At 36.3% G+C, this 13,180-nt stretch carries 11 protein-coding genes and 1 riboswitch; all 11 genes read left to right on the forward strand.

Going from position 1 to position 13,180, the window contains the following annotated elements; genetic code table 11:
* Window positions 1-248 precede the first annotated feature (248 nt).
* The 11 genes from F8M42_RS02655 (at window position 249) to glpK (ending at window position 12,881) form a co-directional block, all read left to right on the forward strand.
* Window positions 249-971 (forward strand): gamma-glutamyl-gamma-aminobutyrate hydrolase family protein, encoded by a 723-nt coding sequence (locus tag F8M42_RS02655; RefSeq protein ID WP_182187844.1) that lies wholly within the window; start codon window positions 249-251, stop codon window positions 969-971.
* A gap of 25 nt (window positions 972-996) precedes the next feature.
* Window positions 997-2,274 (forward strand): APC family permease, encoded by a 1,278-nt coding sequence (locus F8M42_RS02660; RefSeq protein ID WP_182187845.1) that lies wholly within the window; start codon window positions 997-999, stop codon window positions 2,272-2,274.
* 352 nt (window positions 2,275-2,626) lie between these two features.
* Window positions 2,627-2,719: riboswitch (glycine riboswitch) on the forward strand.
* Window positions 2,720-2,826: 107 nt separating this feature from the next.
* Window positions 2,827-4,203: an amino acid permease gene (locus tag F8M42_RS02665; RefSeq protein WP_182187846.1), complete on the forward strand. Its 1,377-nt coding sequence runs from the start codon at window positions 2,827-2,829 to the stop codon at window positions 4,201-4,203.
* A gap of 190 nt (window positions 4,204-4,393) precedes the next feature.
* Complete coding sequence (locus F8M42_RS02670; RefSeq protein WP_182187847.1) at window positions 4,394-5,281, forward strand: LysR family transcriptional regulator; 888 nt, start codon at window positions 4,394-4,396, stop codon at window positions 5,279-5,281.
* Window positions 5,282-5,438: 157 nt separating this feature from the next.
* The gene (locus F8M42_RS02675) at window positions 5,439-6,656 is read left to right on the forward strand and encodes an MFS transporter (protein ID WP_182187848.1); all 1,218 of its coding nucleotides are present in this window, start codon (window positions 5,439-5,441) and stop codon (window positions 6,654-6,656) included.
* A 279-nt stretch (window positions 6,657-6,935) separates the two neighbouring features.
* Window positions 6,936-7,994, forward strand: a complete 1,059-nt coding sequence (locus tag F8M42_RS02680; RefSeq protein ID WP_182187849.1) for a DUF2939 domain-containing protein — start codon at window positions 6,936-6,938, stop codon at window positions 7,992-7,994.
* A 210-nt stretch (window positions 7,995-8,204) separates the two neighbouring features.
* Window positions 8,205-8,621 carry a DUF3783 domain-containing protein gene (locus tag F8M42_RS02685; RefSeq protein WP_182187850.1) on the forward strand — a complete coding sequence of 139 codons (417 nt, stop codon included), beginning with the start codon at window positions 8,205-8,207 and terminating at the stop codon, window positions 8,619-8,621.
* Window positions 8,614-9,288 (forward strand): hypothetical protein, encoded by a 675-nt coding sequence (locus F8M42_RS02690; RefSeq protein ID WP_182187851.1) that lies wholly within the window; start codon window positions 8,614-8,616, stop codon window positions 9,286-9,288. The genes F8M42_RS02685 and F8M42_RS02690 overlap by 8 nt, the downstream gene beginning before the upstream one ends.
* Window positions 9,289-9,332: 44 nt before the next feature.
* A complete protein-coding gene (locus F8M42_RS02695) occupies window positions 9,333-10,193 on the forward strand; it encodes a YitT family protein (RefSeq protein ID WP_182187852.1) in 861 nt (286 codons plus the stop codon).
* A gap of 347 nt (window positions 10,194-10,540) precedes the next feature.
* Complete coding sequence (locus F8M42_RS02700; RefSeq protein WP_182187853.1) at window positions 10,541-11,269, forward strand: MIP/aquaporin family protein; 729 nt, start codon at window positions 10,541-10,543, stop codon at window positions 11,267-11,269.
* A 118-nt stretch (window positions 11,270-11,387) separates the two neighbouring features.
* Window positions 11,388-12,881 carry a glycerol kinase GlpK gene (gene glpK / locus F8M42_RS02705; RefSeq protein WP_182187854.1) on the forward strand — a complete coding sequence of 498 codons (1,494 nt, stop codon included), beginning with the start codon at window positions 11,388-11,390 and terminating at the stop codon, window positions 12,879-12,881.
* Window positions 12,882-13,180 lie beyond the last annotated feature (299 nt).

Genomic DNA, 13,180 nt, shown 5'->3' on the forward strand with positions numbered 1-13,180 from the left:
GTTCCGTCTACATATCGTTTGGTGCTTAGTACTGGATATGCTGGGTTTTATGGTGGATTGCGTGTAATGGAAGATATTTTTAATGTTGCATTGACAACATATAAATGATATTTGAAAACATTTAGAAACATTATTAATAGAGGCGGGTCAAAGTGTTGACACACGTAAGCCTGTAATGTAAAATTTTTTAAATGTGGTTATTATTTAATAATCATGTTGCAAAGAAAATACTATACAGGAGAAAACTAATGAGAAAAAAAATAGGTATAAGCGGGAATCTTTTGTTCGATACTGGTGGGATGTTTCCTGGATATGCGCGTGCCTATGTTAATGACGATTATGTTGACGCTGTAATAATGGCAGGCGGCACGCCTGTGATTTTGCCGGTAAATAAAGATGCTGATGTAATTGATGAGCAATTAACCGGAATAGATGCACTGATATTATCAGGAGGGTATGATGTAAATCCGCAGCTTTACGGAGAAGAGCCGCATGTTTTGCTTGGCGATGTTTGTGATAGGCGCGATTGCTTTGATGCGATAGTAATACAAAGGGCAATGGAAAAAAGATTGCCTATTTTGGGCATTTGCCGTGGAATCCAGATATTGAATGTAGTTTTTGGTGGTACACTTTATCAGGATTGTTCTGAAGCTGAGGGCTCATATATCAAGCATAATCAGGAGCATATTCCTAATCGCGTTTCGCATAGTGTTCATATAGTGCCGGATACTGAACTGTCATACATTATGGGTGATAAAACAACTGTAAATTCCTTTCATCACATGGCAGTGAGAGAGGTTGCCCCTGGATTTCGCGTTTCTGCTGTGGCACCGGATGGAATCATAGAAGGAATAGAAAGCACGAATGATAATTTTGTGTTGGCAGTACAGTGGCATCCGGAAATGCTGCATCGTAAGAACAGTGAGATGCTGGCGTTGTTCCAGCTTCTTGTAGCGAAGGCTGAAAAATAAAATCTTGCAAAAGGGGTGAACCTTTATGGCTAAGAATAAATTTGGTTTTTGGAGCATTGTGTTGCTTGGAATTAACGCAATAATCGGGTCAGGAATATTTCTGTTGCCAAATAAAGTGTATGAACTTATGGGTACGCTGTCTTTGGCAGTAATATTTTTTGATATGCTACTGGCAATAGGCATGGCACTTTGTTTTGCTGAATTAAGTGGTTTGTTTAATAAAAATGGCGGACCATATGTGTACGCCAGAGCGGTTTTTGGTAATTTTGTTGGGTTTGAAGTAGGTTTTATGAAGGCGGCAGTTAGTATTATTGCATGGGCGGCAATGGCAAATGGTTTTGCCACTGCACTTTCCGCTGTGTGGGCACCAGCTGCTGTACCTTGTGTTATGCAAACAATTATAGTAGTATTATTGGCAGTCCTTGGGATATTAAATATATTAGGTGTACAGTTTTCCAAGCTGTTAAATAATATAGTTACTGTCGGGAAATTATTACCATTGATATTCTTTATAGTAATAGGTGCATTATTTATTGATGGCGGTAACTTTACAATGACGTTGCCGGAAAATGTTGAAACGGGTTCATTTGGTGCGGCGGCATTGCTGATTTTTTACGCTTTTACTGGCTTTGAATCTATTGCTACAGCGGCTGAAGATATGGATAATCCACAAAAAAATCTTCCAAGAGCTATATTGATGGTAATGCTGATAGTATCAGCATTTTACTTGTTTATACAGACAGTTTCCATAGGGGTTCTGGGAGCATCGCTGGCATCAACAAAAACGCCTATTGCTGCAGCAGCAGGAACTTTTATGGGTTCGGCAGGAGCAATATTGGTTACAGTTGGAACATTGATATCTATTGGCGGCATAAATATAGCATCGTCATTTTTGACACCGCGCACAGTAATTGCAATAGCCGATGATCATATGCTGCCACCGGTTTTTTCACGCTACAATCGTTTCGGGACACCTTATGTGGCAATCGCATTTTCCACTATATTGGCGATAGTGATAGCACTTTCCGGCTCTTTTACTCAGCTGGCGGCAATAAGTGTTGTTTCTCGTTTTACGCAATATCTGCCAAGCTGTCTGGCTGTTATTGTACTTAGAAATAGACAACCTGACAGAATTAGTTCCATGCGGTTACCTTTAGGACCGTTCATTCCGCTTATATCTGTCATTGTCAGTGTGTGGCTTCTGGTTCAATCTGATATGCAGAAAATTATCATTGGATTAGGGGGGCTTTTGATTGGTGTGCCATTTTATTTTATTATGAAAAAACAATATCTTAACAAATAACAGATGAAAATGCTTGTGGGTATAGTGAGACAAAAGCAAAAGCTATTAGCTATCAATAAATTGGTAAAAGTACTTAAAAATATGCAACAGGTTAACAATTATAATAAATGGTAAGCTCTTATAAATACTTAATAAAATTAATGATAAACAGTATGACTGTACTAAATTGTACATATATATTTTTTTGCATAAAAAAATATATATGTATTTTATGAATTGACTTTTATAAAAATAAGTGTTAAAATTTGTAAATGTGTTACTAATTTAATATTGTGATTCGGATGAAGATATTGGGAGAGAGACTATATAGTCCGCCGAAGATGTTATACTTTCAGGCAAAAGAACCATTATCTGACGAACCTCTGGAGAGCCTCAATAGAGCACCGAAGGAGCAAATCGGCATTTTGCTGATGAATCTCTCAGGTAAAAGGACAGAGTCAGTAAGGTCAGCTATCTTTGGAGGTCAATTTACAATTGTATTTTGGCCTCTTTCTTTTTGGCAGCCGCAGAGGAATTTTAGTAATTATTCTAGAGATAAAAGGCGGTATTAGTATGACAGAAAAACAAAATTTATCAAGAGAGTTAAAGAATCGCCATGTTCAACTTCTGGCTATTGGCGGGGCGATAGGCACAGGGTTGTTTCTGGGATCAGGACGATCTATTCACTTAGCAGGGCCATCTATTTTATTAGCATATATAATAACTGGTGTGGCGTGTTTTTGGGTCATGCGGGCGCTTGGTGAATTATTGCTTTCCAATTTAAATTATCATTCTTTCGTAGATTTTGTTTATGAGTATTTAGGTGATAAGGCTGCTTTTATAACTGGATGGACATATTGGTTTTGTTGGATATCGCTGGCAATGGCCGATTTAACAGCAGCAGGAATGTATATTCAGTACTGGGTGCCGAGCATTCCTCAATGGATCCCCAGTTTTATTGTACTGATTGTATTGCTGATTATGAATCTTACGGCAGTAAAAATATTTGGTGAAATGGAATTTTGGTTTGCACTGATAAAGGTAATTGCGATAATGTCATTGATAGCAGTGGGGATCATCATGATTGTCAAGGGTTTTTCTACTGATATTGGCGTATCGACTTTTGCCAATTTATGGAATAACGGCGGATGGTTTCCCAATGGTTTAAGTGGTTTTATTCTTTCTTTTCAAATGGTGGTATTTGCCTTTACCGGTATTGAGCTGGTAGGTATAACGGCCGGTGAAACTAAAAATCCGTCTAAGGTAATTCCATCAGCTATCAATAATATTCCTATAAGGGTAATTATATTTTATATTGGTGCATTAGCGATAATCATGAGTATATATCCTTGGACGGAGATCAGTCCTGATAGGAGCCCGTTTGTACAAGTGTTTGCAGCAGTGGGAATAGCCGCAGCTGCCGGAATTGTAAATTTTGTTGTGCTCACGGCTGCGGCATCGGCATGCAATAGTGGTATTTTTAGTACCAGTCGTATGGTTTATTCATTATCGCAAGAAGGAAATGCACCGGAATCAATGAAAAAATTGACACATAATAATGTTCCGTCTAATGCTACATTGTTTTCAGCAGCAGTGATTTTGATTTCAGTAATTTTGAATTATATTATGCCAAAGAGTGTGTTTGTCTTGATTACCAGTATATCGACGATTTGTTTTATTTATATTTGGGCGGTTATGGTTATCTGCCATATGAAATATCGCAGGGCAAAACCAGATATAGCATCAGGTATAAAATTTAGAATGCCCTTGTATCCATTTAGCAGCTATTTCATTTTTGCTTTTTTTGCTTTTGTTATAGTTATATTAGCGTTTAATGACGAAACGCGGGTAGCGCTTTTTGTGACACCGCTGTGGTTTATTATGCTGGCATTTATCAAGGCCAGAATGAAAAGCAAAGATATTGTTGAAGGTGACTGGGTACGGCCGTAATGTGACAATGTAGAAATTAATAATATTACAGTGCACTTTTCCATTAATTTGATTGGAAAAGTGCATTATTTTTATAAATCTGTTTTGCATTGAAATAAATAATAAAGTAAAATAAATCTTTATATGGCTAATTTATGTGTTTGTTTTATATTATGTGATAATGGAAAAATATAGTGGAGGACAGTAAAGCGTGCAGCAATTACCAAGTATTCAGCAGTTAGAAAATTTTATTATTTATGCTCGGGTAAAAAATTTCACCGCAGCGGCAAAGGAAGCTAATATAACTCAGGCAGCTTTTAGTTTTCAAATGAAAAAACTGGAAGAGTTACTCGGTGTTCAATTGATAACACGAACTAATCGAGGTAGTGAATTAACTGCATCAGGAGAACAATTTTTGCAGCGCGTACAAAAAATTATCAATGAATTATCGAAATGTGTATATGATGTAAAAAAACTGCAAGGTAGAATGATCCCATTGAATGTTGGTACGTTGATGTCATTGGGAGATGTTTTGATGAATCAGCATTTAGCATACTTTCAGGAACATAATATAAATTTGCCGATAAATGTATACAATTTGGAAGCATATGAGTTGCTGCACCAGTTGAAAATTGGCAGGCTGGATGTAATATCGACTTTTTCCCTGCCTCAATTAGATACGACAGGATATGAAAGAGTATTTTTTGCTGATGAGAAGATGGTATATTATGCTCCACAGCTTTGTTTAAAAATAGAAAAAGTAGAAACCGCAGTTATTACTTCATATCCATTGGCACAATATGCACCACAGTATTTAATGAATTCGATAATTCATGATTATCTTATGATCAATAAGGCAGTGCCTCATGTACAGGCATGGTTGTCAACACCTTATGCAATAATGCATTATTGTCAGCAAAATGAGACAGGGGCAATCCTTTCTGAGCGATTGCTGAATGCAATGGGAATAAATGAAGGTTATTATGACATGCAGCCAGAATTTATTCTTAAATGTTACTTGATGTATAAATCTGATAATCCTAAGTATAAAATAATGAAAGTATTTATTGATCATATAAGAAATTTGTACAAAACATAATATAAAAACAATAAAGTCTTTCATTCTTCGAAAGAAATGATATCTGCCATAAGATTATATTATGGCAGATATCATTTTCTTTTGTTATACAAAGTTATTTTAAAAGTATATAATGGGCGATGTTAACTCATTTTAAAATAAAAGTGGAGATGGAATAATGAAGGGCAGGTCCTTGTTTAACAGAAATTTTATGCTTGATACGGGTATAAATTTTGTTGTGTATCTTATTTATTATTTATTGATGGTTATAATAGCTGTTGTGGCTAAAGATCAGCTGAAGGCTTCTTTGAGTGAAGCCGGACTGGCTTCAGGAATTTATATTTTAGGAACACTGATGGCCAGATTACAATTAGGAAAAGAAATTGAACTATATGGCAGGAAAAGAACATTATATTTTGGCATATTCTTTTATTTAATAACTACATTGATGTATTTTTATATTCCTAATTTAACTATGATGTATATAATACGGTTTTTGAACGGAATGGCTTATGGTGTTATTTCTACAGCCACAAATACGATAATTGCCAATTGCATTCCGGAAGAGCGCCGCGGTGAAGGCATAAATTATTATGGATTAAGTACCAGTTTAGCTGCGGCTATCGGACCGTTCCTCGGCATGCTGTTGATGATAGTGGCCAATTTTACGGTTATAATTGTCACTTGTGTGGTACTTATTGTGTTATGCGTAATAGGATGTTTTGCGCTTGATGTAAAGGAAATAAATCTTACGGCAATTCAGCGTAAACAGATGAAAAAGTATACATTTGATAATTATGTAGAATCACGTGTATTGATCATTTCAGTAATTGGCTTTTTGATGGGATTTGCCTATTCCAGTGTGTTAAGTTTTTTGGCTGCATATACTAGAGAGATAAATTTGGCCGACGCAGGTACGTTCTTTTTTGTAGTTTATGCAGTAGTGATTACAGTTACACGTCCGATTACGGGGGTCATTTTCGACCGTAAAGGGGAAAATTATGTTTTGTATCCCTGCTATGTTTGTCTGGCGGTCGGATTGTTTTTACTTAGCATTACGCATACATCGCCGATTCTATTACTTGCAGGTGTGTTTGTCGGACTGGGATATGGGACATTCATGTCTAACGGTCAGGCAGTGTGTATAAAACTCACCCCATCACATCGGGTAAGTGTAGCTTTATCGACTTACTTTGTGGCACTTGATTTTGGATTGGGAGTAGGTCCGTATATTTTGGGAAGCCTGCATTCAACATTGACTTTTCAAAATCTTTATGTTGTAGCTGCTTGTACGGCAGTAATATGTTTGATATTGTATTATTTGCTTTACGGCAGAAGAGTAGGTGGGCAGGCAAGAATGGCCGCGCAGGAAGATACTTTGATTGATTACGAATGATTTGATATATTTCCCGATAAATTGTTTGGAAAGATATGGACAATATTTCGTATGATGGTTTTGTCCTTATAGTAAAAGCGCTGATAAAAATACAAGGCTGTTTCCAAAATATGGGGAACAGCCTTGTATTTATGTAAAAAGGATGAAAGTTGAATATATGTGAAATATTATGAGAAAGTATGTTTGTAAACTGGGAGTTTTTTAATTTATTGCTCTTGCGGAAAAACTGACAAGCTGTCATAATATGAAATGATTTATATAAGCCGGGAGGTGTTGAACATGAAACGCATTGTTAGTAATTTCAAGATAAAGGCAGCCATCGCAGGAATCATTGTAATTTTGATAAGTTGTGGTACATTATACTGGTATTTCGGTTATTATGTAAAAACACCTGATTATGCAATAAAAAAGATTGGAACTTCTATAGCTGAGCACGATGTAAAAACATTTAACAAATATGTGGATAGAAAAGCTTTGCTTGATGATTTGGCCGATTCCGTGACAGAAAGTATTGTCCATGCTGATCAGCAGTCAGTGGACGGTACAGGTTTTGCAATGCAGGAATATTCTTCAATATTTAAAAAAGCTTTCATAAAAGGGTTTGATGAAGCCTTAACTGATTATGTGACATACGGTGAAGTGGCAGTTAAGCAGAATTCTGATGATCAATCAACCGGAACATCTGACTATGCTGATTTGTTACAAACCTCAGGTTTAAATAATTTGACTTACAATAGTTATAAATTGGTAAGCATTGATAAACAGACCAAGAAAGCTTTACTGGAAGTCGATGTAGTGCAAAATGAAATTGATGAACCATTTGCCTTTAATGTTACTATGGAACAGCAGGCTGACGGACATTGGGAAATGGTAAAAGTAGAAAATTTTTCTGATTTTTTAAAACTCCTTAATGAAAAACGTCGTCAGGAAATGCTTTCCTATGTGAGTAAGACAGATGCATTGATGACCGAACATGATAAAACCTTTAAGAACATTGACGGACAGCTTCAGGATATAAAAGATACGGGCAGTATTGGCAATAATGATGTGCGTAATAATTTAAAAAATATTATAAATGATAATATGTTACCGCATTGGCATATGCTGAAGGAAGCATTGGCTGCGGTCAGTGTGCCCAAATCAGCAGAAACGTTACAGCGGCTGCGTTTGAAAATTTGTGATTTGTATATAGCTTACTATGAAAATTATGTCAAATGGCTTGATGATAAGGAAATCAAAAGTCTGCGTGAAGCTGAAAGTAATTTAAAACGAGCTAAAACACTGGAAACTAATGAAACTGATTTAGTCAATATTATTAAGCGGGATTTGGCAAAATGAGCAATTTTTGACTAGGCTTTTTTATAAATATAAAAAATATAAGATTTTTTTCGATTGAAAATCATATTTTACGATTATAAATAATATGAATTTTAATTATTATTAGGAAAATTATTGTAAAATAAAGAAGTATAGGATATGAAAAAAATCATCAGCGTTGAGATACTGTTGGTTATCAAGTATAATAGTAGCTGTGAGGTGTGAGTCAAAATGAAAAAAAGTCAAAAAGAAGCAAGGGTGCTTTTGTATAATTTTATCGATCAGAATGATTTAGCTAAAACGTGTGAATTTTTTACTTTACATAATATAAAACAAACTATAGTTGATAAGGCTGATTTCAATCAGAAAGTGGGATTCCTGCTAAACCTTAAAGGCTTTTCAGGGGCAAACAATACAGGTGAGGAAGATTTTGATTTTAATCATAAGGTAATAATATTTCATAATATAAATAATAAACATTTAGATGAAGTTTTGGCAAAAATGAAAAATGCTGATATAATAAGCCCATACAAAGCAGTTGTAACTCCACTAAACCGTTTTTGGACATTGAAAAGGCTTTGTATTACTATGCAAAAGGAACATGGGGCAATGATTGAACTGCAAAAAAAGCGGGAGGATCATGAGTAATAATTCTAACGAAGAATTCGAAAATACCCGTAAAATTGAACCCGTTTCACAGCATAAAATTATTGGTGCTAAACGGCATGATATTGAAATAGAAGATGCGAACAATACTAAACATGGCAGATCATTACATTTTTGGCAAAAACGTATAAGTAGTAAGTCAAGGTTGATTATTCTGGCTGCGGTATTTATAATAGCACTTTTGTGTGGCTTTTTACTTTCATCTTACTATAATGATAAACAACAAATGGCTGAAAATGATAATATCCATCAGCAGCAAATGATAGATAGGCAGCGGTCTGACATAAAAATGCAGCAGCGCAGCTTGGAACAGCAGCGTCAGCATTTGGAAGATGAACGAAAAGAGCTGTATAAACAGTCGGATGAAGATACTCCTCAAAGTTTCGGAGAATGGCTGGGAAGTGTTGCTGATAAAATTTCGGGGAAAACTCCTGAACGGGAAAAAGCAAAGATCGAGGCAACTGCAAAGCGTACTACGGCTACTGTCGAAATACAGTCTAAGATTGATGAGATAAACAGTAGTTTGGCTAAATTAGAGACTACAGGACAGCAACTTTCGCAATTACAGCAAAATCTTAGTGATGAGTATCATAAAAATAAGGATGCGGTAACTCTTGTAAAAACATACTTACAGAGTATTCTTCCGTGAAAATTATGATAATATAGGTAAAGAAGGATAGGATGAATTGATATTTGAATAAACAGCATGCGCATAATGGACATCAATACTTTGATTATATATTAAAATACTTGTTTTTATTTATTGGTTCTATCATAACGGCAATTGGGCTGGAACTGTTCCTGGTTCCTAATAACATTATCGATGGCGGTGTTGTCGGCTTATCAATAATGGGCAGTTATCTTACGGGGCTGCCATTGGGAGCTTTCCTGACGGTCTTAAATATTCCGTTTTTATATTTGGGATATCGTCATATCGGCAAATCGTTTGTTATATCCAGTGTTTTTGCGATTATTTGTCTTTCTGGCTGGACAAGTGTATTTGTTCCAATAGCTGAGGTGACGGATACACCATTTTTGGCTACAGTATTCGGCGGGATAATAACGGGTCTTGGTGTTGGACTTATTATCAGAAATGGCGGCTCACTTGATGGAACGGAAATGGTTGCTATTATTTTAGATAAAAAGAGTGTTTTTTCCGTTGGCGAAATAGTTATGTTTATTAACCTGTTCATTTTGAGCGGTGCAGGACTGATATTTGGCTGGGATAATGCAATGTATTCCCTGGTAGCTTACTTCATAATTGCCCGGACAATAGATGTGGTTATTCAGGGATTAGAAGAATCTTATGCGGTAATGATAGTAACATCATGTTATGATCTGGTCGCTGATAAACTTGTCAACGAACTGGGAAGAGGTGTTACTTTACTGCATGGTGAAGGCGGATATTCCGGTGAAACGAAAAAAATTCTTTATTGTGTTGTTACCAGGCTGGAAATTGATAAACTTAAAACAACTGTTTTAGATGTTGACGATATGGCTTTTGTCACTATATATAAGGTCAATGATATAATCGGTGGACGATTTAAAAAGTAAATTATTGTTGAGCTATATATAAATTATTTTTATAATAGTTTATATATAGCAGCCAATTAGTGGGAATAAAAGAACTAAACAAAGTTTTTTTAACTATCAAAAATGCCAGATAACTTTAACCTGCAATTAGTTGACTTATGGAAATAAGTTATGATATAATAAATTCACTCAATAGAACTTAAACAAAAATTATAAAAATTACAAAAATTAATTATTATAGAAAAATAGTGTATTATAGTCAACATAGTTAAACGCCGCTGTGCAACGCAATAAAAAGAAGGGAGCGGGGAATAGGGAAGCCGTGTTGTGGGCGGACAGTTTTTATATTTATCAAGGGGGATTTATAAATGGATAATTTATTTGGAGAGTTTATTGGAACCGCCATATTAATTGTTTTTGGGGGCGGTGTTTGTGCAGACTGTACTTTGAAACATTCAAAAGGACAAAACAGCGGATGGATAGTAATAACCGTTGGATGGGGATTTGCAGTTATGCTGGGTGTTTATGCAGCAACTTCATTGGGGGCGCCACAGGGCGATTTAAACCCGGCAGTTACCTTGGCTAAGTTGCTTAAGGGCGGTATTTATACAGCCGATCAAGCAATAGTAACGATGCTTGTACAGATATTAGGTGGAATCGTTGGAGGCATAATTGTATGGCTTGCTTATCTGCCGCACTGGGGCGCTACTGAAGATCCGGCATCAAAACTTGGTGTATTCTGTACAGCACCGGCCATTAGAAGCTATGGATCAAACTTTTTATGCGAATTTATTGCTACATTTATGTTGGTATTTATGATTTTTTGCATGTTCAATGCTAATAACGGTCAATTCCCCGCTGGCGTTGGGCCTTATCTTGTCGGCATGCTTATCTGGGCATTAGGTGTCAGTCTTGGTGGTCCTACCGGATATGCAATGAACCCTGCCCGTGACCTTGGACCTCGTATTGCACATGCCATTTTACCTATAGCTGGTAAAGGCGGATCTGACTGGGGATACAGCTGGGTACCGGTAGCTGCACCAATGGTTGGCGGATTTGCGGCTTATGTAGTAGCTAAAGCATTTGGTATTATTTAATATATTTATTGATTTATAATTATAACTGATTTTTAGTAATGAGCCTGTTTAAGGCTCATTACTGGAATATATGAAATAAAGGGTATATAAAGACATATTATATTAGGGGGCTTTTTTAATGGAAAAAAAATATGTATTGGCTTTAGACCAAGGGACTACCAGTTCCAGAACCATTTTATTTGATCATGATTCTAATATAGTGGCTGTGGCTCAACGTGAGTTTACCCAAATATTTCCCAAACCAGGCTGGGTAGAACATAATGCCAATGAAATCTGGTCTACACAGGTTGGTACTATGTCCGAAGTAATTGCCAAAGCTAATATTGATCCCCATGAAATAGCAGCTATTGGTATAACTAATCAACGTGAAACAACTGTAATATGGGATAAAAATACAGGAAAACCTATATATAATGCTATTGTTTGGCAATCCCGCCAGACTATGGAAATTTGTGAAGAATTGAAAGCAAAGGGACTTTCTGATATATTCCATAGGAAAACAGGTTTACTTATAGATGCCTATTTTGCCGGTACGAAAATTAAATGGATACTTGATCATGTGGAAGGCGCCCATGAAAAAGCAGAAGCAGGAGATCTTCTTTTTGGTACAATGGACACATGGCTTGTTTGGAAACTGACTGGCGGCAAGGTTCATGTTACAGATTATTCCAATGCATCACGTACATTATTATATAATATTCGTGAACTAAAATGGGATGATGAACTTCTGGGTTATTTAGATGTGCCTAAATGTATGCTGCCAGAAGTTAAACCGTCTAGTGAAGTCTATGGAGTCACTGTACCAAGCGTTACTCAGGGTGTTGAAATACCTGTTGCCGGCATGGCAGGTGATCAGCAGGCAGCTTTGTTTGGACAGACATGCTTTAAAGCAGGCATGGCCAAAAATACTTATGGAACAGGCTGCTTTATGCTTATGAATACCGGTTCGGAAGTATATGATTCAAAAAATGGATTATTAACAACAATTGCCTGGGGTATCGATGGTGAAGTGGACTATGCACTAGAAGGCAGTATTTTCGTTGCCGGTTCTGCTATTCAATGGCTGCGTGATGGATTAAAAATATTGGATTCCGCACCGGATTCTGAATATTATGCAGGTAAGGTAGCAGATGCTGAAGGTGTTTATGTAGTACCGGCTTTTGTGGGTTTAGGCGCCCCGTATTGGGACATGAAGGCTCGCGGGGCTATTTTTGGCATAACCCGTGGTACTTCCAAAAACCATATAATTCGCGCCACACTTGATTCCCTGGCATATCAGACCAAGGACGTTCTTGATGCTATGCAGGCAGATTCGGGTATAAAACTCAATGCACTAAAAGTTGATGGCGGAGCTGTTGCCAATAATTTGATGATGCAGTTCCAAAGTGATTTACTGGGCGTACCAGTTGATCGACCTAAAGTCGTTGAAACAACAGCTTTAGGGGCATCTTATCTGGCAGGTCTTGCCGTAGGTTTTTGGAAGAACAAGGAAGAACTTGTCAAAAATTGGCAGCTGGATCGTCGTTTCGAACCTGATATGTCTGAAGATACCAGAAAAGAACTTTATCTTGGCTGGCTGAAAGCTGTACGCCGCTCCATGAACTGGCTTTAATTTAACTTTTTAAGTTATTTAAAGGATCAAGATTTAAAAATTAAATATTATTCCTGAACGGGTCTTTTATATGTTAAATATCTGCTTAGGATATGGTTTGAATTTTTAGTAAAAATATTAGAAAAGAAGTAGTCAAAGCCGCAGGAGTTTTAATGAATTTCTGTGGCTTTTGCTATTATTGTCTTCATAAGTAAAATATCGAACTTCATATGAAATGAATATTTTACTTATATGCATGTAAAAATTATTGCTATAAATTAGTTTATGATTTATAATAATAATCAAGTTGCCTTATATGT

The organism is Pectinatus frisingensis, assembly GCF_014076555.1.
Taxonomy (GTDB): domain Bacteria; phylum Bacillota; class Negativicutes; order Selenomonadales; family Selenomonadaceae; genus Pectinatus; species Pectinatus frisingensis.

Bases quoted from the DNA above. Each gene is read 5' to 3' on its own strand.
- F8M42_RS02675 (WP_182187848.1), top strand. From the start codon at position 5,439: ATGAAGGGCAGGTCCTTGTTTAACAGAAATTTTATGCTTGATACGGGT.
- F8M42_RS02700 (WP_182187853.1), top strand. From the start codon at position 10,541: ATGGATAATTTATTTGGAGAGTTTATTGGAACCGCCATATTAATTGTT.
- F8M42_RS02665 (WP_182187846.1), top strand. From the start codon at position 2,827: ATGACAGAAAAACAAAATTTATCAAGAGAGTTAAAGAATCGCCATGTT.
- F8M42_RS02690 (WP_182187851.1), top strand. From the start codon at position 8,614: ATGAGTAATAATTCTAACGAAGAATTCGAAAATACCCGTAAAATTGAA.
- F8M42_RS02680 (WP_182187849.1), top strand. From the start codon at position 6,936: ATGAAACGCATTGTTAGTAATTTCAAGATAAAGGCAGCCATCGCAGGA.
- glpK (WP_182187854.1), top strand. From the start codon at position 11,388: ATGGAAAAAAAATATGTATTGGCTTTAGACCAAGGGACTACCAGTTCC.
- F8M42_RS02660 (WP_182187845.1), top strand. From the start codon at position 997: ATGGCTAAGAATAAATTTGGTTTTTGGAGCATTGTGTTGCTTGGAATT.
- F8M42_RS02655 (WP_182187844.1), top strand. From the start codon at position 249: ATGAGAAAAAAAATAGGTATAAGCGGGAATCTTTTGTTCGATACTGGT.
- F8M42_RS02685 (WP_182187850.1), top strand. From the start codon at position 8,205: ATGAAAAAAAGTCAAAAAGAAGCAAGGGTGCTTTTGTATAATTTTATC.